This is a genomic window from Allobosea sp. (assembly GCF_051860145.1).
In the GTDB taxonomy this organism is placed as follows: Bacteria; Pseudomonadota; Alphaproteobacteria; order Rhizobiales; family Beijerinckiaceae; genus Allobosea.
Map to the genome: position 1 here is coordinate 383,049 of NZ_JBHYEM010000002.1, position 23,933 is coordinate 406,981.

Here is a 23,933-nt window from a genome sequence, read left to right on the forward strand (position 1 = left end):
GTTTCCGGCTGGCCGGGCACGGCCCCTATGGCCGATACCGGTGTTCCGACGCCCGAACGGGCCTGAGAGCGGCCGGACATGTCCCAGCTCAGCGAGAGCCTCGTCCCCTCCGAGAACCCGGTCGATATCGAGCCTGCGCAGGCCGGCTCGGCCATCATGCGGCCGATCGAGATGGTCAGCGCCGCGCTGCTTCTCCTGATCGTCGCCCTGCTGCTGCTCGGCGTCACCTCGCGCTACGTCTTCTCGCTGCCGGTCGTCTGGATCGACGAGGCCGCCTCGATCTCCTTCCTCTGGCTCGCCATGCTCGGCTCGGCCATCGCGATCGACCGCAACGAGCATCTCAAGCTGACGCTCTTCGTCGGCATGATGCCGGCGCGCATGCGCGAATTCGTGCACGCCCTGGCGCTGGTCGTCGTCGCAGCCTTCCTCGTGGCGATGATCTATCCCGCCATCGACTACACGATCGAGGAATCCTACGTCACCTCGGCCGCACTCAACATCCCCAATAGCTGGCGCGTCTCGGCGATCGCCTTCGGCATCGCTGCGATGTTCCTGCTGACCCTGCGCCATGCCGTGCGGACCTCGCGCCTGTCCGATCTGATCCTCGCCGTTGCCGTCGTCGCTGCGCTGGCGGCGACCTGCTGGGCCATGACGCCGGTCTTCAAGGGCCTCGGCTACGCCAATATCCTGATCTTCCTCGTCGTCACGGTCGCGCTCTGCCTGGTTGCCGGCGTGCCCATCGCCTTCTGCTTCGGCCTCGGCACGCTCGCCTTCCTCGCCTTCAGCACCAGCGTCCCGATGATCGTGATGATCGGCCGGATGGACGAGGGCATGTCGAGCATCATCCTGCTCTCGGTGCCGATCTTCGTCCTGCTCGGCTGCATTCTCGACGCCACCGGCATGGGCAAGGCGATCGTCGATTTCCTCGCCTCGATGCTCGGCCATGTCCGCGCCGGCATGTCCTATGTGCTGCTCGGTTCGCTCTTCCTGGTTTCCGGCATCTCGGGCTCGAAGGTCTCCGACATGGCGACGGTGGCGCCCGCCCTCTTCCCCGAGATGAAGCGGCGCGGCTACCAGCCCAAGGAGCTCATCGCCCTGCTCGCCACCGGCGCCGCCATGGCCGACACGGTGCCGCCGAGCATCGTCCTGATCGTGCTCGGCTCGGTCGCCGGCGTCTCGATCGCCGGGCTGTTCAATGCCGGCTTCGGCATCGCCATGGTGCTGCTCGTCGCGCTCGCGCTGCTGGCGCGCTGGAAGGCGATCGGCGAGGACATGAAGGGCGTCCGCCGGGCGCCGCTCAAGGTGATCGGCCGCACGGCGCTGATCGCCGGGCCGGCGCTGGTCCTGCCCTTCCTGATCCGCGGCGCGGTTGGCGGCGGCATCGCCACCGCGACCGAGGTCTCGACCATCGCGGTGCTCTACGCCTTCATCATCGGCATCGTGCTCTATGGCGGCATCGGCTGGCGCAAATGCTACGCGATGCTGGTCGAGACGGCGGCGCTCTCGGGCGCGATCCTGATGATCCTCGGCACCGCGCTCGCCATGGCCTGGGCCTTGACCCAGACCGGCTTCGCCCGCGACCTCGCGACGTTCATGGCCGGATTGCCGGGCGGCTGGCTGACCTTCATGGCCGTCACCATCGTCGTCTTCATGGTGCTGGGCTGCGTGCTGGAAGGCCTGCCCGCGATCGTGCTGATGGCGCCGCTGATGTTCCCGATCGCCAAGAATCTCGGCATCAACGACGTGCATTATTCGATGGTGGTGGTCACCGCGATGAATATCGGCCTGATGACCCCGCCGATCGGCATCGGCTTCTACATCGCCTGCAAGATCGGCAACGTCTCGCCCGACGAGGCGATGGGCGCGATCTGGCCCTATCTCGTCGCGCTGCTGGTCGGCCTCGTCGTCATCGCGGTCGTGCCCGGTCTCTCGACCTGGGTGCTGTGACCGTAGGGCAAGGCCGCACAGCGTTTCCGGAGATTGTCCGCCGTCGCCAGAACCTTCTAACTCGCTGCAACAAACCAGAAACCGCCAGGAGAAACGCCCATGACCATTTCACGCCGCATTCTGCTGCAGGGCACCGCCGCAGCCGCCACGATCGGTTCCTTCCATATCGGCCGGGCCGAGGCGCAGACCGCCGAGTTCACCTATAAATACGCCAACAACCTGCCCATCTCGCACCCGATGAACACTCGCGCCAACGAGGCGGTGGAGAAGATCAAGCAGGAGACGAAGGGTCGCGTCGTCATCCAGATCTTCCCGAACAACCAGCTCGGCTCCGACACCGACATGCTGAGCCAGGTCCGCTCCGGCGGCGTCGAGTTCTTCACGCTCTCGCCGCTGATCCTCTCGACGCTGGTGCCGAACGCCTCGGTCAGCGGCATCGGCTTCGCCTTCCCGAACTACGACTCCGTCTGGAGGGCGATGGACGGCGAGCTCGGCGCCTATGTCCGCGGCCAGATCGGCAAGGCCAACCTCGTCGTCATGGACAAGATCTGGGACAACGGCTTCCGCCAGATGACGAGCTCGAAGGGCCCGATCGCGAGCCCGGACGACCTCAAGGGCTTCAAGATCCGCGTGCCGGTCTCCCCGCTCTGGACCTCGATGTTCACGGCCTTCCAGTCGGCTCCCGCCAGCATCAACTTCGCCGAGGTCTATACCGCCCTGCAGACCAAGGTTGTCGACGGCCAGGAGAACCCGCTCGCCATCATCTCGACCGCCAAGCTCTACGAGGTCCAGAAATACCTCTCGGTCACCAACCATATGTGGGACGGCTTCTGGTTCCTGGCGAGCCGCCGCGCCTGGGAGAAGCTGCCCGAGGACCTGCGCAAGATCGTCTCCAAGAACCTCGACGACGCCGCCATGCTCGAGCGCGCCGACGTCGCCAAGCTCAATGCCGGGCTGAAGGACGAGCTCGTCGGCAAGGGCATGGCCTATAACGAGGCCAAGGCCGAGCCCTTCCGCGAAGCGCTGCGCAAGGCCGGCTTCTACGCCGAGTGGAAGAAGAAATACGGCGACGAGGCCTGGGCCATCCTCGAGAAGGCCGTCGGCGGCAGCCTGAGCTGAGGCGTCGGGCAAACCGCCTGACCGTCATTGCGAGCGAAGCGAAGCAATCCAGGGCACCAGTCCCTCTGGATTGCTTCGTCGCTCCGCTCCTCGCAATGACGCGAGCCGCTTGAACAAGGGAATTGCGCCATGGCCGACAGGCTGAAAGGCAAGATCGCGATCGTCTTCGGCGCGGGCTCGTCCGGCCCGGGCTGGGGCAACGGCAAGGCCGCCGCCGTCGCCTATGCCCGCGAGGGCGCGAGCGTCGCCTGCATCGACCTCGTTCTCGCCGCCGCCGAGGAGACCGCGGCCATCATCGCCGGCGAAGGCGGCGCGGCGCTCGCGATCGCGGCGGACGTCACCAGCCAGGCCTCCGTCGAGGCTGCCGCCAGCGCCGCCGTCGAGCGCTTCGGTCGCATCGACATCCTGCACAACAATGTCGGGTTCACCCATATGGGCGGACCGGTCGAATTGAGCGAGGAGCAGTTCAAGGCGGCGATCGATCTCAATCTCGGCCCGGTCTACCGCACCTCCAAGGCCGTCATCCCGCATATGCTGAAGGGTGGCGGCGGCGCGATCGTCAACATCTCCTCGCTCGCCGCGATCCGCTGGACCGGCTATCCCTATTTCGCTTACTACGCCACCAAGGCGGCCGTGAACCAGGCGACCATGGCGCTCGCCATGCAATATGCGAGGCAAGGCATCCGCGCCAACTGCATCATGCCCGGCATGATGGACACGCCGCTGATCTACAAGCAGATCTCCGGACAATATGGCTCGGTCGACGAGATGGTCGCCGCCCGCAACGCCGCCGTGCCGATGGGCAAGATGGGCACCGCCTGGGACATCGCGGCAGCCGCGGTCTTCCTCGCCTCGGACGAGGCGAAATTCATCACCGGGGTCTGCCTGCCCGTCGATGGCGGCCAGAGCTGCGCCGTCGGCGAGTTCCGCTGAGTTCTATTTCCCCATCACCAGGTTGGGCAGCCAGGTCGTCAGCGGCGGCCAGAGCGTGATCGCCACCAGCACTGCCAGCAGCGGCACGAGCCAGGGTACGATCGCGCGCGACATCGCCTCGAACGAGATCTTCGCGATCTTCGAGGTGACGAAGAGCACGACGCCGACCGGCGGCGTGATCGTGCCGATCATCAGGTTCAGCACGAAGATCAGCCCGAACTGGATCGGGTCGATGCCGAACTGCGCCGCCGCCGGCGTCAGGATCGGGATCAGGATCAGCATCGCGGCCAGCGCTTCCATGAAGCAGCCGACGAAGAGCAGCAGCAGGTTGACGATCAGCAGGAAGACCAGCGGATTGCCGGCGAGGTCGACCAGCATCGGTCCGACCGTTTGCGGAATCCGCGAGATCGACAGGCACCAGCCGAGCGCCGCCGCCGCCATCACCAGCGCCAGGACGACGCCGGTGGTCTCGACCGTGCTGACCACGATCTCCGGCAGCTCCTTCAGGTCGAAGCTGCGATAGACGAAGAGGCCGAGCAGCAGCGCATAGGCCGTCGCCACCGCCGCGGCTTCCGTCGGCGTGAAGATGCCGGCCATCATGCCGCCGAACAGGATCACTGGCGTCATCAGCGCCCAATGCGCTTCCTTGTAGGCGACCCAGAGCTGGCGCATGCCGGGGAACGGGTGACGCGGCAGGTCGCGCTTCTTGGCGACATAGACCACCATCGCCATCAGGGCGCCCGCCATCAGCAGGCCGGGAATGATGCCGGCCAGGAACAGCCCGCCGATCGAGACATCGGCGGAGACGCCATAGATCACCATCGGCAGCGAGGGCGGGATGATCGGCCCGATCGTCGCCGAGGCCGCTGTGATCGCGGCGGCCGTCTCCGGGTCGTAGCCCTCGTCCCGCATCGCCTTGATCTCGAGCGTGCCGACGCCGCCGGCATCGGCCACCGCCGAGCCCGACATGCCGGCGAAGATCACGCTGGCGAGGATGTTGGCGTGGCAGAGCCCGCCGCGCAGCCAGCCGACGCAGGCCGTGGCGAAGGCGAAGATCCGGTCGGTGATGCCGGCCGAATTCATGATGTTGCCCATCAGGATGAAGAGCGGCGCCGCCAGCAGCGGAAAGGAGTTGGCCGATTGCGCGATCTTCTGCGGCACGATGCCGAGCGGGAAGCCGCCGAAAAAGGCGAAGGCGATGGCGGCGAGCCCCATCGAGACGAAGAGCGGCACGCCGATCAGGAGCGACGCGAACCAGACCGGCAGGATCTGCAGCATCAGGGTGCTCATAGCGGCTGCGCTCCCGGCTCGGCGGCGACGATCTTGCGCCCGGCCAGGACCTCGCCGATCTCGGCCAGCGCCTGCAGGATGAGCGCGACGCCCGCGAGCGGCATCACGACATAGAGCGCCGCGCTCGTGATCGGCAGCGCGATCGATTCGACGTCCCAGGTCCGCTCGATCAGCCCGAAAGAATAGTGCGTCAGGATGGCGGCGAAGAGGATGATCGAGCCTTGCGTCGCGATCTCGAGCACGCGCTGCGCCGCGCCGGGCAGCCGCTCGGCGATAATCGTGATCCGGATATGCGAGCGCCGCCGCGCCGCGATGATCCAGCCGACGAAGCCGGTCCAGACCAGCAGGTACTGGGCGAGCTCGTCGGTCCAGGCCAGCGGCGCGTTGAGCTGGCGCGAGAGCACGCCGAGCAGCACGGCGACGAGCAGCGCCAGCAACAGCCCGACGGCGGCGGCGCGGACGAGGCGATCGGACAGGGCGATGAGGGATTTCACAGGAGAGCCGACCTCAGTCTTGATGCCGTTCGAACGGAAAGCGGGCCGTCATGCTCGCCCTTGTGGCGAGCATCCACGTCTTCAACACCACAGGTGACGCGCGAAGACGTGGATGGCCGGGACAAGCCCGACCATGACGAGTGACGTCGAATGCACCCGCTCACAGCGCCATCAGCGCGTCCCAGGTGCCCTTGCCCCATTTGCTCTCGAACTGCTTCGGCAGGCTCGCGAGGACCGGCTTGCTGAAGCTCTCCAGATCAGGCTCGGTGACGCTCATTCCGGCCGCCTTCAGGGTCGCGACCAGACTGCCCTCCTGGTTCGCCAGCTCGGCGTCCTGCCAGGTCACCCCATTGGCGATGGCGGCCTCGACGATCGTCCGGTCGGCCTCCTTCAGCCCCTTCCAGAACTCCTCGTTGATGACGATCAGGCGCGGCGTGATGATGTGGCCGGTCAGGATCAGGTGCTTCTGCACCTCCTGCAGCTTGGCGCTGTGGATCGTCGGCAGCGGGTTCTCCTGGCCGTCGACCGCGCCCTGGCTCAACGCCAGGTAGAGCTCGTTGAAGTTGACCGGCGTCGCCTTGGCGCCCCAGGCCTCGACCATGGCGCGGAAGGTGTCGACCGGCGGCACCCGCAGCTTGAGGCCGGCGACATCGGCGGCGCTCTTCACCGCCTTGGCGCCCGTGGTGAGGTGGCGCTTGCCGTAATAGGTCACCGCGGCCATGCGCAGGCCGCGCTTCTTGACCAGGTCGGCATTCATCTGCGCGAAGACCGGTGCCTTGCCGACCTTGGCCATATGGGCCGGGTCGCGCCAGAGATAGGGCGCCTCGATCACCGAGAGCTGCGGCAGGAAGGAGCCGAGCGCCGCAGCGCCGTCCGTGGTCATGGTCAGCGCGCCGGAGGCGACCGATTCCATCATGTCCTTGCCGGAGCCGAGCTGGCCGGCCGGGAAGGACTGGATGTCGACGCGCCCGCCGGTCTTCTCCTTCACCTCCTTGGCGATGCGCTCGACCATCTGCACCTGCGGATGCGTGGTCGGCAGCATCTCGCCCCAGCGCAGCACGGTCGCCTGCGCGCGAAGAACGGTCGGCATGGCTATCGCGGCACCCGCTGCAGCGGAGCCGGCAAGGAAATCGCGTTTCGTGAGCTTCGTCATTGGTTCGTCTCCTCCCGATTGCGACGCTGGCGCCTTTCCCCAGCCCTCATCCTGAGGAGCGATCCGAAGGATCGCGTCTCTAAGGATGCTCCAGCCTGAGGCGGCCGGAGCCATCTGGACCATCCTTCGAGACGCCGCTTCGCGGCTCCTCAGGATGAGGGCTGGAGATTGGTCGCCTTTGTCCTCTCCCTAGCGATGGCCGTTTTTCGGCCTTGTCGTTGCGTGGTCAGTAGTGCAGCGCCCGATTCCTGGCGTTGCCGATATGCTCGCTCATCGCGGCGGCGGCCGCCTCGGGGTCGCGAGACTCGATCGCCGCGATGATCTTGAGATGGTCCTGCATCACCGGCACGATGATGCTGTTGTGGATGCGCGTTTCGTATTGGCGGATCAGCCTGATCTTCAGCCAGGTGACGCGGAAGGCCTGGCTGACGATGTCATTGTCGAGATGGTCGATGATCGCCTCGTGCATCAGCCGGTCGACATCCTCGGCCTCCTCGATCAGCGCCTGCCCCTCCTCGCCGGCCTCGGCGCGGCGCACGATCGCCACGTGCCGCTCGCGTTGCTCGGCGATCTCGGCGTCGGAGGCGTTGCGGGCATAGGCCGCCGTCGCCTCCTTTTCGAGGAAGAGGCGGAACTGGAAGGCGTTGCGGATCAGGTTGAGGTCGACATGGGCGACCTGCATGCCGCGTTGCGGCACGGTCTTGATCAGCCCCTCCGCCTCCAGTCGCGGGATCAGCTCGCGGATGGCGCCGAGCGGAAAGCCGGTCATGGCGACGAGCTCGCGCTGGGTCACGAACTGGCCCGGCTTGATCTCGCGCGCCAGCAGCCGCTCGGTGAAGCTGGCATAGGCCTTCTCCCGCAGCTTCAGCGGCTCGCCTTCGCGCTCCTGATCGCCCTCGCTCATGCGCTCCCGTTTCCCTGCCGCCGCTCAGGCCGCTTTGGCCCGCGTGATCGTGTCGAAAGCGGCGAAGAGCCGCTGGCGCTGCGCCTCGTTCAAAGCCTCCAGCGGCGGCCGCATCGCGCCATAGCCGGGGTCGCCATGGAGATGGCCGACCAGCGCCTTGACCGCTGGCAGCACCGGATAGCTGCAGATCTCGTCGACCAGCGTATTCACCGCCGGGCTCTCCGTGCCGTCATAGACCATCGGCCGGAGCAGACCGGGCACCAGGTTGGCGACGCCGCAGATCGTGCCCTGTGCACCCGCCCGCACCGCCTTGGCGAGCTGACGCTCGTCCCCGACCAGGATGGCGAGCTCGCCATGCGCCTTCAGCAGCGCCTCGGTATTGGCGTAGCTGCCCGAGGAATCCTTGACGCCGATGACGATGCCCGGGAAGGCCCGCTTCAGCCGCTCGACCAGGCCGACGCTGATGTCCACCGCGGTCACGGACGGGATGTGGTAGAGGATCGTGTTGCGCGCTGCCGCACCGAGCTTCTCGAAGAATTGCGAGAACCAGGCATAGAGCCCCTCGTCGCTGACGCCCTTGAAGTAGAAGGGCGGCGCGACCAGCAGCCCCTTGGCGCCGATGCCGAGCGCGACCTTGGCCTGCTCGAGCGAGTCATGCAGCGAGGCGGCGGCGATGCCGGCATAGATCCGGCTGGCGGGCTCGATGCCGGCTCCCGCCAGTGCCCCCAGCATCGCGGTACGCGCCGGCAGGCCGAGTGCGGCCCCCTCGCCCGTCGTCCCGAACAGCGTGACCGAGTCGCAGCCCTCGGCGAGCACGTGGCGCGCATGCGCAACCAGGCGGGGCAGATCGACATCGCCTCCCTCCCGCATCGGTGTCGTGATGGCGCAGGAAAGTCCGAAGCGATTTTGGGTGGTGGCCATGGAAGCGGTCTTTCCGGAGGGATTTGCGTCTGACATGTTAGTATGTGCGTAGCTGCGTCGCAAGGCCGTGACGACCCGAGGGCTCAACCATCCTTGAGCCCTCCGGCGGACAGCCCGGCGACGATCTGGCGCTGGGCGAGGACGGTGAGGAGGAGGACGGGGAGGGTAACGAGAAGCGCGGCGGCGGCGAGCGGCCCCCAGGAGATCTGCTCGAAGGTTAGCGAGTTGTAGACGGCCGAGGGCAGCGTCCGGCTCGCCTTGCCGCCGAGCACGACCGAGAAGATGAAATTGTTCCAGGAGAAGATGAAGGCGAGGATGCCGCCGACCACGATGCCGGGCCTCGCCAGCGGCAGTGCGACGTGGCGGAAGGCCTGCCAGGTGGTGGCGCCGTCGATCCGCGCCGCATCCTCCAGCTCCATCGGCACGTTCTCGAAATAGCCGATCATGATCCAGACGATGATCGGGATGGTGATGACCAGATGCGTGATCACCAGCGCGGTGATCGAGCCGACGAGCCCGGTCATCTGGAACAGCAGGAAGAGCGGGATCAGGTAGGACAGCGCCGGCGTCATGCGCGCGATCAGGATCAGGATCGCGAATTTCGTCGCCTTGCCGCGCGCGATGCCGTAGCCGGCCGGCACGCCGACGGCGAGGCCGATCAGGACGGCGCCGCCGGTGACCAGGATCGAGTTCCAGAGATAGAGCGCGAAATTGTTCTTCTCGAACACGTCGAGATAGTTCGCGAACGTCGGCGGGCTCGGGATGAAGACCGGCGGGAAGGCGGTGTTGTCGAGCTCGTTCTTGAACGAGAGCGACAGCATCCAGAGGAAGACCAGCACGGCCGGCGAGACCAGCACGAAGACAGAGGCGTAGAAGCCGAGCTTGGTGGCGAGGCGCTTCATCACGCGTTCCACTTCGACTTCTGGCGCGCGTAGAGCAGCAGCAGCGAGAGCATGATGATGATCACGAAGAAGATCACCACGACCGCCGAGGCATAGCCGATCTTGTAGAACTGGAAGGCCTGCAGATAGAGGAAGATGTTGAGCGTCTCGGACGCCGTGCCAGGCCCGCCCTGGGTGATCACGAAGATCGTGTCGAAGGCTTTCAGCGCATCGATGGTGCGGATCACGATCGCCACCATGATGAAGGGCCAGACCAGCGGCAGCGTAATGTGGCGGAACATGTGCCAGGCATTGGCGCCATCGATCAGGGCCGACTCGTAAGGCTCGCGCGGCAGCCCGGCCAGGCCGCCGAGCACGATCAGCATGACCAGCGGCGTCCAGTGCCAGACCTCGACCAGGATCAATGTCGGGATGACGGTGTTCGGGTCATAGACCCAGGGCTGCGGGCCGATGCCGACGAGCGAGAGCAGGTAGTTGAGCACGCCGAGCTGGGGGTGGAACATCATCGTCCAGACCAGCGCGACCGCGACCGGCGTCGCCATCATCGGCATCACGAAGATCGTCCGCAGCAGGCCGCGGAACGGAAACTCGCGATGGAAGACCAGCGCCGCCGCGGTTCCGAACACGATCGGCAGCACCACCGCCAGGATCGTGAAATAGGCGGTGTGCCCCATCGATTCGATGAAGCGCGCATCCCGGAACAGCTCGGCGAAATTCTGCGTGCCGACGAATTCCGGCCCGCCGCCGATCTTCCAGTCATGTGCCGACATGTAGAGCGTGAACAGCCACGGAAAGACGATCACGGTCAGAATGACCAGCACGGCCGGCAGGGAGAACAGCCAGTAGCGCGGCGTGAAATCAGCCGAGTCCGCGGCAGGGACTTGAGCCGGGCTCTTGAGGCCGGTGGCTGGCAGGGTGGTGCTGGTCATGTGTTACCCGGAAACTCACCCGTCATGCTCGCCCTTGTGGCGAGCATCCACGTCTTGAAACCGCTGTGCCCGAAGGAAGACGTGGATGGTCGGGACAAGCCCGACCATGACGGCTCCGGCGGCCAATCGGTTGTCGCTCAGCCCTGCTCGCTCTTGGCGAGCACCGGCGCGAAGGCCTCGGTCGCCTTCTTCAACTCGCTCGCCACATCGGCGCCGCCGATCGCATTGGTCAGCGCCACGCCGAAGACGTCGCGGAACTCGGTCACCGGCACGATTTGCGGCAGGCCGGCGCGCGCGATCTTGGCCGAGGCCAGCAGGCAATCGAAATACTGCTTGCCGAATTTCGAAGACGAGATCGTCTCCTGGTCGAGATAGGCCGAGGAGCGCCCGGGCGCGCCGGCGCCGGCCTTCAGCATGGCGATCTGGTTGGCCTTGTTGGTCATGAACTGCAGATAGAACCAGGCGGCCTGCTTCTTCTGCGAGCCGCGCGAGATGCCCATGCCGTCGGCGAACATGCCGGCATGATGGGCCTTCGGCCCGGGCGGGGTGACGCCATAGCCGACCTTGCCGACGATGCGCGACTTCGAGGGGTCCTCCAGCGGCGTGGCGAAGCCGATGCCGTCGAGCCACATCGCGGCCCTCCCCTGCATGAAGGTGGTCTGGCATTCGTTCCAGTTGAAGCCGACCTGGCCGACCGGACCGGTATCCTTGTTGAGCTTGCGGTAGAGCTCGGCCGCCCAGATCGCCTCGGGCGTGTCGGTCAGCAGCTTGCCTTCCGGCGAAACCGTCTCGATGCCCTGGCCGAGCGCCAGGCTGGTCCAGACCGGGACATTGGCGTTCTTCAGGCCGCGCGAGACGAAGCCGGCGATGCCCTTGGCCGGATCGTGCAGCTTGGCGGCGACGGTGGCGATCTCCTCCATCGTCTTGGGATAGGCGACGCCCTTCGCGTCGAAGAGCTCCTTGTTGTAGTAGATCATCCAGTAGTCGACGAAGAACGGGATCGTATCGAGCGATCCGTCGGCCTGCCGGGCATAAGCCACCGGGCCGGCGCCGAAATCCTCGAAATTGAAATCGGGCGCGGTCAGCGAGGCGTCCTTGATATAGGGCGTCAGATCCTCGAACCACTTGCCCTTCGCCGCCATCCGCTTCTGCACATGCAGCGAGATGCCGCTGACGTCGAAGCTCGGCTTGCCCGAGGCGAACTCGATCACCGCCTTCTGGCGCTGCTGCTGCTCCGGAACCTGCTCGGCCGAGACCTTGATGCCGGTGAGCTCGGTGAACTCCTTCTCGGCCGCCTGCATCAGGTCGGAGCGCGGGTTCTTGACGAGCAGCACGTCGATCGTCGTGCCGGAGAAGCGCTTCCAGTTGAAGGCGGCCTGCGCCCGCGCCTCGCGCATGACTATCGGCGAGGCGATCGCGCCTGCGGCGCCGAGCGCCGCCGCACCGCGCAGAAGCGCACGCCGGCTCGGCTTCAGAATGCTGTCCGTCATGATTGTCCTCCCTGTGGACACGACCACGGCCCCTTCAGGAGCCTGTTGCTTTGTCGGCCGCGGCCGGCCGCGAAAAACGCTGGCCGCCTGCTCAATTCGGCCGTAACGCTAATCCGCTTTCAGGCCGGTTGCAAGCTGACATGTTGGCGTGCACATAGTCAGCGCAGCCTATTCGGGATCGCCATCCATGCCCCTCGCCAGCCTGCCCATCCGAACGCGAAATCTCGGCCGCCTGTCGTTGCAGGTGCCGGTCCTGGGCTTCGGCGGCGCACCGCTCGGGGACCTCTACGGACTGCTCGACGAGGCTCAGGCCATCGCGACGATCGAGGCTGCGGTCGCCGGCGGCGCCAGCCTGATCGACACCTCCCCGCTCTATGGCCATGGCCTGTCGGAGCACCGCATCGGCGCTGCGCTCCGCCGGATCGGACGTGACCGCGTGCTGCTCTCGACCAAGGTCGGCCGGGTCGCCGAGCCCTTCGCCGGGCGCGGCGACGGCTCCGGCTATCGCGGCGGCCTACCGCACGGGATGCGCTTCGACTATTCCTATGACGGTGCCATGCGCTCGCTGGAGCAATCGGCGCTCAGGCTGGGCACCGACCGGCTCGACATCGTCCTGATCCATGACGTCGATATCTGGACCCATGGGACGGAACAGATCGAGGCCCGTTTCGCTGAGGCAATGGACGGCGCCTATCGCGCTCTGGAAGAGTTGCGCGCGGCCGGCGCGGTCAACGCGATTGGCGTCGGCGTCAACGAAGCCGAGATGTGCGAGCGCTTCGCCCGCGCCGGCGATTTCGACACGATGCTGCTGGCGGGCCGCTATTCACTGCTGGAGCAACCGGCGCTCGCCTCCTTCATGCCGCTGGCCTTGCAGAAAGGTATCGGCCTGATGCTCGGCGGCGTCTTCAATTCCGGCATCCTGGCGACCGGTCCGGTCCCCGGCGCCAAGTACAATTACAAGCCGGCTCCGCCGGAGATCCTCGCCCGCGTCGCCGCGATCGAGGCGGTCTGCCGGCGCCATGATGTGCCGTTGCGGCGGGCCGCTCTCCAGTTCCCGCTTGGCCATCCGGCGGTCTCCAGCCTGGTCATGGGCGCGGTCTCGCCCGCCGAGGTCGCCGACCAGCTCGCCGAAATCTCAGCGCCCGTCCCCGCCGCCCTCTGGACAGAACTCAAGCGCGAGGGCCTGCTGGGCACAGAAGTGCCCCTGCCGGAGTAGGCGGTCACGGCGGAGAAGGTCATGCGGATCGACGCCCATCAGCATTTCTGGACGCTCGCGCGCGGCGATTATGGCTGGCTGACGCCGGAACTCGCGCCGATCTACCGCGATTTCGGCCCGGGCGATCTCGCGCCGCTGCTTGCGCGCCACGGCATCGACCGCACCATCCTGGTCCAGGCCGCGCCGACCGAAGCCGAAACCGGCTTCCTGCTCGACATCGCCGCACGGACGCCGAGCGTCGCCGGCGTCGTCGGCTGGTGCGATTTCGAGGCGGCCGCTGCGCCCGAGGCCATTGCGCGCCTGAGCGGCAATCCGCTGCTCGTCGGGCTGCGGCCGATGGTGCATGACGTCGCCGACGAGAGCTGGCTGGCCCGGCCCGCTCTGGCGCCGGCTTTCGAGGCGATGGTCGGCCATGATCTCGTCTTCGACGCGCTGCTGCGGCCGCAGCATATCGCCGCCTTGCTGACGATGCTCGCGCGCCATCCGACGCTCGCCATCGTCGTCGACCACGCCGCCAAGCCGGACCTGGCCAGCGGCGAGATCGCGAACTGGCGCCGTGGCATGAGCGCGGTCGCGGCGCATCCGCAGGTCTTCTGCAAGCTCTCCGGCCTCGTCACCGAGGCGGGCGAAGACTGGAAGGTCGAGACCTTGCGCCCCGTCATCGCGCATCTTCTCGCCGTCTTCGGCCCGGACCGGCTGATCTGGGGCAGCGACTGGCCCGTGGTGACCTTGCGCGTCAGCTATTCGCGCTGGTTCGAGACCGCAACGGACCTGCTGGCCGATCTCACGGCAGCCGAACGCGATGCCGTCATGGGCGGCAATGCCCGCCGGCTCTATCTCTCGCACAGGGGACGAAACTGACATGCTGAAGGGTCTCGACCCGGTGTTGAGCGCCGATCTGCTCTGGGTGCTGGCGGCCATGGGCCATGGCGACGATCTGGCGCTGGTCGACGCCAACCATCCGGCGCAGACCATCGCGGCCGGCACGACCAGCGGCCGGTTGATCAGATTGCCCGGCCTGAGCATGGCCCGCGCCGCCCGCGCCATCCTCTCCGTGCTGCCGCTCGACGATTTCGAGCCGGGGCCGGTGCGCCGGATGGAGGTCGTCGGCAACCCGGACGAGATTCCGGCCGTCCAGGCCGAGATGCAGGCCGAGATCGATTTCGCGGCCGGCCGCTCGACACCCTGCCTCGGCATCGAGCGCTTCGCCTTCTACGAGGCCGCCAAGGCCAGCTTCGCCGTCATCCAGGTCGGCGATCCGCGGCCCTATGGCTGCTTCCTGCTGCGCAAGGGCGTCATCGCCGGCGAACCCGGCTGAAGCGGCGCCTAGAGCTGCAGGATATTCGCCTTGATGCCGGGATCGACGATGCGCTCAAGCCGCGTCTCGTGCCGGATGATCGTGATCTCCAGCGAGCCGGTTCCCACAGTGAGCCCGAGCAGATGCCCGCCGACCCCGATGAAATCGGCGCCTGCAACGACGCCATGGGCATGGATCGAGGGCTTGCCGTTCTGCCAGGCGATGGTGCCGGTCATGCTGGCCAGCTCGACATTGCGGAAACTCTTCGGATCGAAGGCTTTCTTGCCGAAATCATAGAAGCCGAAGGTGACCTCGCTCAGGAAGCCCATGCCGACGAAGCTGGCGCTCGGAATGGCCTCGCGCTCGGCAAGCGTCGCGATCTCGGCGAGCACGTCGGCTCCCTCGCGCAGCACCATCAGGTGGCCGGTCGGAGTCCGGATCGCCTTGAGGCCATGCCTTGCCGCATCGTTCGACATTCGCCTTCCTCCCTGTTCTTCTATCTTGCACCATAGCCTTTGCCCGCCAGGCGCTGGCAAGGCCGGCGGGGTTCGATCGCCCCTCTTCAACCCCCTCGAAGGATGCTGCCATGGCTCGCGCGACAGCCCATATCGGAACGACGAATTTCGCGACGACCATCAAGGTCGATGACCGGATTCTGATCTCCGACGAACCGGCGGCCTTGGGCGGGCGCGATGCCGGTCCCGCCCCCTATGACCTGCTCCTGGCCAGCCTCGGCGCCTGCACCGCGATCACCTTGCGGATGTATGCCGAGCGCAAGCAATGGGACCTGCAGGCGGTCGACATCGCCCTGCATCACGCCAAGGTCGAGAAGCGCTCGCGGATCGAACGGGTGATCACCCTCACCGGCGACCTGTCCCCGGAGCAGAGGGCGCGCCTCGCCGAGATCGCCGAACGGACGCCGGTCACCCTCACCCTGAAGGAAGGCGCCGATATCGCGACATCGCTGAGCGATGACGCTGCCTGATCAGGCCGTCGTCGACAGGCGCGTCCGCAACTCCAGCATGGCGCGGCAAACATCCTCGATCTCGCGCATCTGGAAGCCTTCGGCCAGTTCGGCGGAATGGGCGCGCAAGCCGTCATGCAGCTTGCCGGTATAGCGGACCCGCCCATCGCGCTCGGCGACGAGGCCATCGCGCGCCTCGAAGACGCCGTTCCAGGCGATCGCTTCGGCCTCGGACAGGCCTTTCGGCAGGTCGAGGACCAGCCGGCGCCCGGCAAGCGACACCGGGTAACCACCCGGTAATCCGCCCGGACCCGGCACATGCCCGGTCCAGCCCCCGTCTTGCGCCATCGCCAGCAGCATCGGCACGCCGCTGGCGCCGGAAATGTCGATGACCGGCTCGGGCGTCAGCTTCACCGAGGCGAAGGTCGCGAAGACGTCGCCGATCTCGGCCTCGTCGAGCCAGACGCGGGGCGCCGGCCCGGAGCGTGACGCGGCCGGTCGCCGCCAGGCCCCGAGATTCTGGTAATGCGCCAGCACCTTGAGCCGCTTGCCGTCCGGCACCGCGCCCGAACCGGCAAAGACATTCGACAGGATCGCGACATTGCCCATGCCGCAGGCGACCTCATGGCCCAGCGCCGCGATCATGCCGTTGACGACGTCGGGGAAGCAGCAATTGACCAGCGCGGTCTCGTGGCTGAGCCCCGTGATCGCCTCCGCCACCCGCTTGGTGATCAGCGCCTGGAACACCGCCGTCGCGCTCAAGCCCCCTTCTGCGACGAGCCGTGTCCAGGCATTGCCGGTCTGCGCGATCACCGAGGAGGTCTGGATCGAGGCAGCCTGCACGGTCACCTTCGGCCGCGTCGCCTCGATCAGTGTAGTCGCCGCGCCCTCCGTGAGCAGGTCGATCTCATGGCTCTCGAACCGCGCCGGCCTGCCGAAGATCGAGGCGCGGGCATTCGCCGCGACCTTGAGCCAGTCGAGGCGCTCGCGATTGCGGCCGGCGATCACGACCTTGACCGGCCGCTGCGCCGTCGCCGCGATGTCGAACAGGATGCGCGCGGCGAAGCTGCCGGTGCCGGAGAGCAGGATGTCGCATGTCATGGCTTACTGCCTCTGCTGGGCGGCGCGGTCGAAGCAGTCGTCGCGGCGCGGCGAGAGCTTGTGCTTCATGATGCGCTGGCTCGCGGTGCGCTCGAACTCGTCGACGAGCGCGATGTAGCGCGGGTTCTGATAGGGCGCGAGGCGCTCGCCGAGCCAGGTCGAGAGCGCAGCGGGATCGACGATAGCGCCCTCGCGCGGCTTGACGAAGAGCTTGATCTCTTGCTCGCCGATCTCGGCGGCGACGCCGATCATCGCGCAATCCTCGACCGCCTCGTGCTCGGCCGCGACATGCTCGACCTCCCAGGCCGAGACGTTCTCGCCGCGGCAGCGCACGCTGTCGGTCATGCGGCCATGGAAGATCAGGTTGCCGGCGGCATCGAAGGAGCCGAGGTCGCCGGTATGGAGCGCCCCATTGCGCAAAGCTTTTGTCGTCGCCTCCGGATTGTCGAGATAGCCGGGAAAGATCGCGCCCGGCTTGCTGCTGCGCACCACGATCTCGCCGCGCTCACCCTGGGGCACCGGCTGGCCTGCGCCGTCGAGCAGCTCGACGGTGAACCACGGCATCGGCTTGCCGACGGCGCCGACGACGCCGCTGTCGTTGCAGGTGGTGATGCTGGAGGCTTCCGTCATGCCGTAGCATTCGCGGATCTCGACGCCGAAGCGGGCCTGGAACTGCGGCCAGATGTCGGTCGGGCAGCCGCCGCCCCAGGCGATCCGCACGCCATGCGCGCGGTCGAGCTCGCTTGGCGGCTGTTTCAGCAGGATCTGCAGGATGCCGCCGAGATAGTGGATATGGGTCGCGCCCTCCTCCCGCACCTGTTGCCAGAAACGGCTCGCGCTGAAGCGGTCGACCATCGCCAGCACGACGTCGCGGATCATCGGCAGCGGCAGGAGCTGCGCCCCGCCGATATGGTAGAGCGGCTCCCAGACGAAGAGCACGTCGCCGGCCTTCGTCGCGGAAACCAGCCCGACGCCCTCGGCCGCCAGCCGCAGCATGCGGTGCGAAACGATGACGCCCTTCGGCCGGCCGGTCGTGCCGGAGGTGTACATGATCGCGAAGGGCGCGTCGGCCGGCGGCGCGGCCTCGTCGAAATCCCGACCGGAGCCGAGCACGGCCTCGAGCCCGCCGCCCGGTTCATGGACGAGGATCGCCGGCGCCTCCGTGCCGTCGAGCGCCTCGCGCACCAGCGGCGCAAGCTCGGCATCGACCACCACGAGCCGCGGCTTCGAATGGCTCAGCAGATAGCGCAGCCCTTCGCCGCGCTGCTGCGCATTGACCGGCACCCAGGCGATCCCCGCCTTGGCGAGGCCGAAGACGACACCGAGCGTGGCGACGCTGTTGCGCATCATCACCGCGACCGTCGCGCCGGCCTCGATGCCGCTCGCCCGCAAATAGGCGGCGAAGGCCGAGGCCTCGCCGTCGATCCGGCCATAGCTCACGGGATCGCCGTTGAAGCGGGCATAGGTCCTGCCGGGGTCGCTTGCTGCGCGCTCGCGCAGCAAGCCGACAAAGCCATGATCGTCGAAGGCCATTCAGATCTCTCGGGTCGCGGTCAGGAGGCGCGGCGGAAACGCTCCGCCAGCAGCAACAGGCAGGTCACCACGACGAAGACCACGACGGAGACCGCGGCAAGCGTCGGATTGAGTTGCAGGATCATGTCGTCCCACATCTGCTTGGGCAGGGTCGTCTTGATGCCGCCGCTGACGAAGATCGCGATCGTCAGCTCGTCGAAGGAGGTGATGAAGGCGAAGAGGAAGGCCGCGATCAGCCCGCCCTTGACCAGCGGGATGGTGACGAAGGCCAGCGTCCGGACCCGGTTGGCGCCGAGCGTCGCCGCCGCCTGGTCGAGCCGTTGATCGTAGGTCTTCAGGATCGCCGCCACCGTGACCATGGTGAAGGGGATCGCCAGCACCGTATGGCCGATGATCAGGCCGAGATCGGTCGCGACGAGGCCGAGCCGCGCGAACAGGTAGAACATGCCGACCGCGATGACGATGCGCGGCACGATCATCGGCGCCAGGAAGAAGGCGAAGATCAGCCCGCCCCAGCGCGTGCGGCTATGGGCCAGCGCCAGCGCCGCGAAGCCGCCGATGCAGGTCGCGAGGAAGGCCGTCGCCGCCGCCACCAGGAAGGAGCGGATCGTCGCCGAGATCCAGAGCGGCGAGGCGAAATAGCTCTCGAACCAGCGCAGGCTGTATCCCGGCGGCGGGAATTCGAGGAACTGCGACGAGGTGAAGCCGAGCGGGATCACCAGCAGCGTCGGCAGCACCAGGAAGGCGATGACGATCCAGGCGAAGACCGGCAGCGCCAGCGCGTTCCCGCGCTTGCCGACGACGCGCCGGCTGAGATCGGCAATGCGGCTGCTCACGATGGCGAGCCCGTTCAGCACTGCAAGCCCGGCATCGCGGATGCGTCCCCTGCCCTCCTGTGCCGAGCCGCCGGAGATGGTCGAGATCCCGAAGAGCCGGTCATAGATCCAGCAGGCGATCAGCGCCGTCGCCAGCATCATCGCCGCGAGTGCCCCGGCGAAGGCCCAGTTCAGCAGCTCCTGCACCTGCGTGATGATGAGCTGCGCCAGCATCGTCTCGCGCCGCCCGCCGAGGAAGGCCGGCACGATGAAGAAGCCCAGCGACGAGATGAAGACCAGCAGGCCGGCGGCGGTCACGCCGGGCAGCGAGAGCTTGAAATAGACCTGCCAGAAGGCGCGGCTCGGCGAGGCGCCGAGCGTCTGCGCCGCCTGGACCAGGCGCCGGTCGATGCCGAGCATCACCGGCAGCATCGTCATCACCGCCAGCGGCACCATGGCATGGACCATGCCGACCATGACCCCGAACTCGTTGTGCAGCAGGTCGAGCGGCTGGTCGCTCAGGCCGGAGCCGGTCAGCAGGTTGTTGATCACGCCACTGCGGCCGAGCACGATCATCCAGGCGAAGGTCTTGACGAGATAGCTCGTCCAGAACGGCACCATGACGAAGAGCAGCATGCGGCCGCGGAAGATCTCGGGCATCCGCGCCAGCCAATAGGCCAGCGGGTAGCCGATCACGAGCGACCACAGCGCCGTGTTGCCGGCGATCTTGAAGGTGATGCCGAGGACGCGGAGATAGACATCCGTGTTGGCGATGCGCTGGAAGGCGGCGAGGCTGAACGCGCCGGTCTCGGGATGGCGGACGCTAAGCGACAGGAGCTGGGCGACCGGATAGGCGAAGAACACCGCGAGGAAGAGCAGCCCCGGCACGGCGAGCCAGAGCGGGTTCGGCCGCGTGAGCCAAGTCGGCAGGGCGCTGGAGCGGGCGGCGACGGCGCTCATGGCACCAAAACCGCCTTGTCCCTGTCCCAGCCGATCGCGATGGTTTCGCCGAGCGACGGCACCGCGTCGCCGGAGGGCAGGCGCAAGGTCATCAGCTCGCTCTCGCCGATCGCCGCGATGATCCGCGTCTCCGAGCCGGCATAGACGATCTCGCGGATCCGGCCCTCGACGCGGTTCTCGGCGCCAGGCCCGATGCGCAGGTTCTCCGGCCGGACCACGAGCGCGCCACTCTCGCCGTCGCAGGCGCAATCGCGCGGCAGCATGAAGCGGCCGAATTTCGTCTCGAGGCAGCGCGAGCCGTTCACGCCGCTGAACTCGCCGCGCAGGATGTTGGAGATGCCGATGAAATCGGCGGCGAAGGCGGTGCGCGGCCGCTCATAGATCGCCTGCGGCGTGCCGAGCTGCTCGATCTTCGCATGGTTCATCAGGCAGATCCGGTCGGACAGCGCCAGCGCCTCCTCCTGGTCATGCGTGACATAGATGATCGTCGACCCGCTCTCGCGATGCAGCCGCTTGATTTCGATCTGCATATGCTCGCGCAGCTTCTTGTCGAGCGCTCCCAGCGGCTCGTCCATCAGGATGATCGAGGGCTGGTAGACGAAGCAGCGCGCCAGTGCGACGCGCTGCTGCTGGCCGCCGGAGAGCTCGCGCGGAAAGCGCTCGGCCAGGTGCCCGAGATGGACCATCTCGAGCGTCTCGGCGACGCGCCTGCCGATCTCGGCGCTCGGCCGGCCCCGCATCTTCAGCGGGAAGGCGATGTTCTCCGCCACTGTGAGATGCGGGAACAGCGCATAATGCTGGAACACCAGCCCGATATCGCGCTGGTGCACCGGCGTGCCCGACTGGTCGCACCCGTCGATGACGACGCGGCCCTCCGTCAGTTCGACCAATCCGCAGATCAGCTGCAGCAGGGTCGTCTTGCCCGAGCCCGAAGGCCCGAGCAGCGTCAGGAACTCGCCCTCCTGGACGGAGAGCTGCGTCGGCTCGAGCGCCGTGGTCGCGCCATAGCGCTTGCACAGCCCCTCGACCATGAGCTTCGGCGGCGCCGTGCCGCTGGAACCAGGCATTGTCACCACCGAAACGACACCCGGCTCAGCTCAGGAGCCAGCTGTTGAAGCGCTCGGTGACGGCCGAGCGGTTGGCGCTCCACCAGTCCTCGTTGGCGATCGCCATCTGCTTCAGGTTCTCCGGCGAGGTCGGCAGGGCCTTGGCCCGCTCGGCCGGAACGGTCTTGTAGGCGTCGAGATTGGTTGGGCCGTAGGCCAGCACCTCGGTGAACAGCGCCTGCTGCTCGGGATTGGAGCAGAACTTGATGAACTGCCGCGCCGCCTCGGCCTTCGGATTGCCCTTCGGGATCGCCCAGCCCTCGATCGAGTAGAGACCCTGGTTCCAGACGATCTTGGCCGGCGTGCCGCCGTCGATCGCCGCCTGGAAGCGCGCATTCCAGCCCGAGATCATGTCGACCTCGCCGCTCTGGATCAGCTGGGTCGACTGCGCCCCGCCGGTCCACCAGACCGCGATATGCGGCTTGATCTTGTCGAGCACCTTGAAGGCCCGGTCGACATCGAGCGGATAGAGCTTGTCGAGCGCCACGCCATCGGCGAGCAGCGCCTGTTCCAGCGAGTCGATCGGGTTCTTGCGCAGCGAGCGCCGGCCCGGGAATTTCTCGACATTGAAGAAATCGGTCCAGCTCGCCGGCGCCGCCTTCAGCTTGTCGGTGCGATAGGCGAGGACCGTCGAATAGACGTCGGTGCCCATCCAGAACTGCGAGATCGCCTCCGGCATCAGCTTGGGGACGTCGGCATGGGCGAAGCCGATCGGCTCCAGCAGGTTCTGCTTGGCCAGGATGTCGCGCGCCGAGAGCGTCAGCGTGCAGACGTCCCAGGTATAGGACTTGGTCTCGACGATCGCCTTGAACTGCGCGGTCGGCTCGGCCTCGCGGGCGACGTTGACGACCTTGTTGCCGGTCGCCTTCTCGAAGGGGTCGTAGAAGGCCTTGCGCCAGGCCGGGCCGAAGGGCCCGCCGGGGTCGGCGATCGTGAGCTGCGTCGCAGCCGCCGCGCGCCCGATGATGGCTGGCGCGAACAGGCCCGTCGCTGCCGCAGCGCCCGAGAGCTGCAGCAGCCTGCGACGGTTGAACTCCGAAATCCTGGTCATGATCCTCTCCCTTGACGCGGTTTTCCGCGATCCCCTGGTTGAACGGTTTGCGCCCCGTCCGGACGTCTTGATCAGGCGCTCGTGTTGATCACGCGCTCTTGCGCGCCGCGCGCTTCGCGAGGAACTCCTCCATCATCCGGGCCGGCTCGCCGGTGGCATAGGCCTCGCGCTGGTTGCGCACGCCCGCCTTGAGGCAATCGCGGAAGCCGGCCTCGGTCACCTCGCGGAAGCGGGCGCGGTTCAGCCGCATCGCGACCGGCGGCTTGCCGGCGAGCTCTTCCGCCAGCGCCAGCGCCGCCGACATGACCTCGCCCTGCGGCACCAGCCGGTTGATCACGCCGATGCGGAAGCACTCCTCGGCATCCATCATGCGGCCGGTCAGGGTCAGGTCGATGGTGCGGCCGAGCCCGATCAGCTCGCGCATGATCCAGGGGCCGGTGGTCGAGGCGATGCCGGAATTGATCTCAGGCTGGCCCATGGTGACGCCCGGATGGCCGATGCGCAGATCGCAAAGCAACGCGACCTGGAAGGCCGAGCCGGCGGCGACGCCGTTCAGCGCCGCGATGATCGGCTTGGAGAGCGAACGGAGGCGGTCATAGAGCCGCTCCCATTCGCCGATCCAGAGCTCGGCCCGGTCGGGATCGAAGGTCTTGGTCTCGTTCAGGTCCTGCCCGGCCCCGAAGGCGCGCTCGCCGGAACCGGTCAGGATGACGGCGCGAACCGCGTCGTTGGCCTCCAGCTCATCGAGCGCCTCGACCAGCCGGGCGCGCATCGCGGCGTTCCAGGCATTGAGCAGCGCCGGGCGGTTGAGGGTCAGGATGCCGACCTTGCCGCGCACCTCGCTCAAGACGAATTCCTTCATGCCGCTCGCTCCATCCGATTAAAGTTTATCGACATACGATAAATTCTATTAGATGATTGAACGCGACCGCCCCCTTGTCAACCGGATTCGCCACAGCCATTGATCCGGCCAGGAGTGCCCAGCATGTCGATGTCCGAGACGGAAAAGCCCGCAGCCGCCAAGGCAGGCGCGGCGATGCGCGAGAAAAGCGCCGACCCGCTGATGGTGATGTCGGTGGAAAAGGCCTTTCGCGTGCTCTCGGCCTTCGACCGCCAGCACCAGACCATGAGCCTGTCCCAGGTCGCCTCCGTCACGGAGATGGACCTGAGCTCGGCGCAGCGCTTCACGCACACGCTGACCAGGCTGGGTTTCCTGAAGAAGGACCGCGAGACCAAGCGTTTCGAGCTGAGCTCGAAGACGCTCGACCTCGGCTACCATTTCCTGCGCGGCAACCGGCTCGTCGACAAGGCGATGCCCTACCTGATGCATCTCAGCAAGGAGACCGAGGAAACGGTCAACCTGACCATGCCGGAAGGCACGGAGATCATCTTCGTCTCGCGCTTCCTCAGCCGGCATGTGCTGAACACCGACGTCATCGTCGGCACGCGGATGCCGGCCTATTGCACGGCGCCGGGCATCGCCATGCTGTCCCGCATGCCTGAAGCCGAGGCGACGGCGATCATCGACCGCTCCGAGCTCACCGCCCATACGCCCTCGACGACCTGGAAGCGCGCCGACCTCCTCGCCAAGATCCGCCAGGCGGCGAAGCAGGGCTACGCCACCGCCTTCGAGGAATTCTACCATGGCGACGCCTCGATCGCGGCCGCGATCCTCGATCATCGCGGCCGGCCGGAAGGGGCGGTGAACGTCGCGGTCTCCTGTTCGCGCTATGGCCGCGACGAGGTCGTCTCGCGCTTCTCGTCGCTCGTCATCGCCGCCGCCCACGCGATCTCGCGGGTCTGATCAC

23 protein-coding genes are annotated in these 23,933 nt (G+C 67.0%); 8 read left to right on the forward strand and 15 right to left on the reverse strand.

Annotated features, from left to right (window positions below; all coding sequences use genetic code 11):
- Window positions 1-78 precede the first annotated feature (78 nt).
- From ACTIF2_RS05080 to ACTIF2_RS05090, 3 genes are all read left to right on the forward strand, one after another.
- Complete coding sequence (locus ACTIF2_RS05080; RefSeq protein WP_439495952.1) at window positions 79-1,947, forward strand: TRAP transporter large permease; 1,869 nt, start codon at window positions 79-81, stop codon at window positions 1,945-1,947.
- A gap of 99 nt (window positions 1,948-2,046) precedes the next feature.
- Window positions 2,047-3,066: a TRAP transporter substrate-binding protein gene (locus ACTIF2_RS05085; protein WP_439495953.1), complete on the forward strand. Its 1,020-nt coding sequence runs from the start codon at window positions 2,047-2,049 to the stop codon at window positions 3,064-3,066.
- Between the two features lie 129 nt (window positions 3,067-3,195).
- Window positions 3,196-3,999: an SDR family NAD(P)-dependent oxidoreductase gene (locus ACTIF2_RS05090; protein ID WP_439495954.1), complete on the forward strand. Its 804-nt coding sequence runs from the start codon at window positions 3,196-3,198 to the stop codon at window positions 3,997-3,999.
- A gap of 3 nt (window positions 4,000-4,002) precedes the next feature.
- On the opposite strand, the gene ACTIF2_RS05095 is transcribed toward ACTIF2_RS05090, so the two are convergent.
- The 8 genes from ACTIF2_RS05095 to ACTIF2_RS05130 form a co-directional block, all read right to left on the reverse strand.
- A complete protein-coding gene (locus tag ACTIF2_RS05095) occupies window positions 4,003-5,289 on the reverse strand; it encodes a TRAP transporter large permease (RefSeq protein WP_439495955.1) in 1,287 nt (428 codons plus the stop codon).
- Window positions 5,286-5,783: a TRAP transporter small permease gene (locus ACTIF2_RS05100; protein WP_439495956.1), complete on the reverse strand. Its 498-nt coding sequence runs from the start codon at window positions 5,781-5,783 to the stop codon at window positions 5,286-5,288. The genes ACTIF2_RS05095 and ACTIF2_RS05100 overlap by 4 nt, the downstream gene beginning before the upstream one ends.
- A gap of 160 nt (window positions 5,784-5,943) precedes the next feature.
- Window positions 5,944-6,936: a sialic acid TRAP transporter substrate-binding protein SiaP gene (locus ACTIF2_RS05105; RefSeq protein ID WP_439495957.1), complete on the reverse strand. Its 993-nt coding sequence runs from the start codon at window positions 6,934-6,936 to the stop codon at window positions 5,944-5,946.
- Window positions 6,937-7,162: 226 nt separating this feature from the next.
- A complete protein-coding gene (locus ACTIF2_RS05110) occupies window positions 7,163-7,840 on the reverse strand; it encodes a GntR family transcriptional regulator (RefSeq protein ID WP_439495958.1) in 678 nt (225 codons plus the stop codon).
- Between the two features lie 24 nt (window positions 7,841-7,864).
- Window positions 7,865-8,761: a dihydrodipicolinate synthase family protein gene (locus tag ACTIF2_RS05115; protein WP_439495959.1), complete on the reverse strand. Its 897-nt coding sequence runs from the start codon at window positions 8,759-8,761 to the stop codon at window positions 7,865-7,867.
- Between the two features lie 83 nt (window positions 8,762-8,844).
- A complete protein-coding gene (locus ACTIF2_RS05120; RefSeq protein ID WP_439495960.1) occupies window positions 8,845-9,663 on the reverse strand; it encodes a carbohydrate ABC transporter permease in 819 nt (272 codons plus the stop codon).
- Complete coding sequence (locus ACTIF2_RS05125) at window positions 9,663-10,592, reverse strand: carbohydrate ABC transporter permease (protein ID WP_439495961.1); 930 nt, start codon at window positions 10,590-10,592, stop codon at window positions 9,663-9,665. Before ACTIF2_RS05125 ends, ACTIF2_RS05120 begins: the two co-directional genes overlap by 1 nt.
- A gap of 137 nt (window positions 10,593-10,729) precedes the next feature.
- The gene (locus ACTIF2_RS05130; protein ID WP_439495962.1) at window positions 10,730-12,082 is read right to left on the reverse strand and encodes an ABC transporter substrate-binding protein; all 1,353 of its coding nucleotides are present in this window, start codon (window positions 12,080-12,082) and stop codon (window positions 10,730-10,732) included.
- A 187-nt stretch (window positions 12,083-12,269) separates the two neighbouring features.
- Here ACTIF2_RS05130 and ACTIF2_RS05135 point away from each other — a divergent pair, with 187 nt between their 5' ends.
- The 3 genes from ACTIF2_RS05135 to ACTIF2_RS05145 are packed head-to-tail and all read left to right on the forward strand — an operon-like array spanning window position 12,270 to window position 14,616.
- Window positions 12,270-13,298, forward strand: a complete 1,029-nt coding sequence (locus tag ACTIF2_RS05135) for an aldo/keto reductase (protein WP_439495963.1) — start codon at window positions 12,270-12,272, stop codon at window positions 13,296-13,298.
- 21 nt (window positions 13,299-13,319) lie between these two features.
- Window positions 13,320-14,159 (forward strand): amidohydrolase family protein, encoded by an 840-nt coding sequence (locus ACTIF2_RS05140; protein ID WP_439495964.1) that lies wholly within the window; start codon window positions 13,320-13,322, stop codon window positions 14,157-14,159.
- Window position 14,160: 1 nt separating this feature from the next.
- The gene (locus ACTIF2_RS05145) at window positions 14,161-14,616 is read left to right on the forward strand and encodes an RbsD/FucU family protein (protein ID WP_439495965.1); all 456 of its coding nucleotides are present in this window, start codon (window positions 14,161-14,163) and stop codon (window positions 14,614-14,616) included.
- A gap of 8 nt (window positions 14,617-14,624) precedes the next feature.
- Here ACTIF2_RS05145 and ACTIF2_RS05150 read toward each other — a convergent pair whose 3' ends face one another.
- Entirely contained in the window at window positions 14,625-15,071 is a 447-nt protein-coding gene (locus tag ACTIF2_RS05150; RefSeq protein WP_439495966.1) for a PPC domain-containing DNA-binding protein, read from the reverse strand.
- Window positions 15,072-15,181: 110 nt separating this feature from the next.
- Between ACTIF2_RS05150 and ACTIF2_RS05155 the strand changes: the two genes are divergently transcribed.
- Window positions 15,182-15,580, forward strand: a complete 399-nt coding sequence (locus tag ACTIF2_RS05155; protein WP_439495967.1) for an OsmC family protein — start codon at window positions 15,182-15,184, stop codon at window positions 15,578-15,580.
- Here ACTIF2_RS05155 and ACTIF2_RS05160 read toward each other — a convergent pair whose 3' ends face one another.
- The 6 genes from ACTIF2_RS05160 to ACTIF2_RS05185 all read right to left on the reverse strand — a co-directional run bounded on the left by ACTIF2_RS05160 (window position 15,581) and on the right by ACTIF2_RS05185 (window position 22,987).
- Window positions 15,581-16,660 (reverse strand): hypothetical protein, encoded by a 1,080-nt coding sequence (locus ACTIF2_RS05160; protein ID WP_439495968.1) that lies wholly within the window; start codon window positions 16,658-16,660, stop codon window positions 15,581-15,583.
- Window positions 16,661-16,663: 3 nt separating this feature from the next.
- On the reverse strand, window positions 16,664-18,193 hold the full coding sequence (locus ACTIF2_RS05165) for an AMP-binding protein (protein ID WP_439495969.1): 1,530 nt from the start codon (window positions 18,191-18,193) through the stop codon (window positions 16,664-16,666).
- Window positions 18,194-18,213: 20 nt separating this feature from the next.
- The gene (locus ACTIF2_RS05170; RefSeq protein WP_439495970.1) at window positions 18,214-19,968 is read right to left on the reverse strand and encodes an ABC transporter permease subunit; all 1,755 of its coding nucleotides are present in this window, start codon (window positions 19,966-19,968) and stop codon (window positions 18,214-18,216) included.
- Window positions 19,965-21,035, reverse strand: a complete 1,071-nt coding sequence (locus ACTIF2_RS05175; protein WP_439495971.1) for an ABC transporter ATP-binding protein — start codon at window positions 21,033-21,035, stop codon at window positions 19,965-19,967. The genes ACTIF2_RS05170 and ACTIF2_RS05175 overlap by 4 nt, the downstream gene beginning before the upstream one ends.
- Before the next feature lie 25 nt (window positions 21,036-21,060).
- Window positions 21,061-22,125: an ABC transporter substrate-binding protein gene (locus ACTIF2_RS05180; protein ID WP_439495972.1), complete on the reverse strand. Its 1,065-nt coding sequence runs from the start codon at window positions 22,123-22,125 to the stop codon at window positions 21,061-21,063.
- Window positions 22,126-22,213: 88 nt separating this feature from the next.
- Window positions 22,214-22,987 (reverse strand): enoyl-CoA hydratase/isomerase family protein, encoded by a 774-nt coding sequence (locus tag ACTIF2_RS05185; RefSeq protein WP_439495973.1) that lies wholly within the window; start codon window positions 22,985-22,987, stop codon window positions 22,214-22,216.
- A 123-nt stretch (window positions 22,988-23,110) separates the two neighbouring features.
- Between ACTIF2_RS05185 and ACTIF2_RS05190 the strand changes: the two genes are divergently transcribed.
- Complete coding sequence (locus ACTIF2_RS05190; protein WP_439495974.1) at window positions 23,111-23,929, forward strand: IclR family transcriptional regulator; 819 nt, start codon at window positions 23,111-23,113, stop codon at window positions 23,927-23,929.
- The last annotated feature ends 4 nt before the right edge of the window (window positions 23,930-23,933 follow it).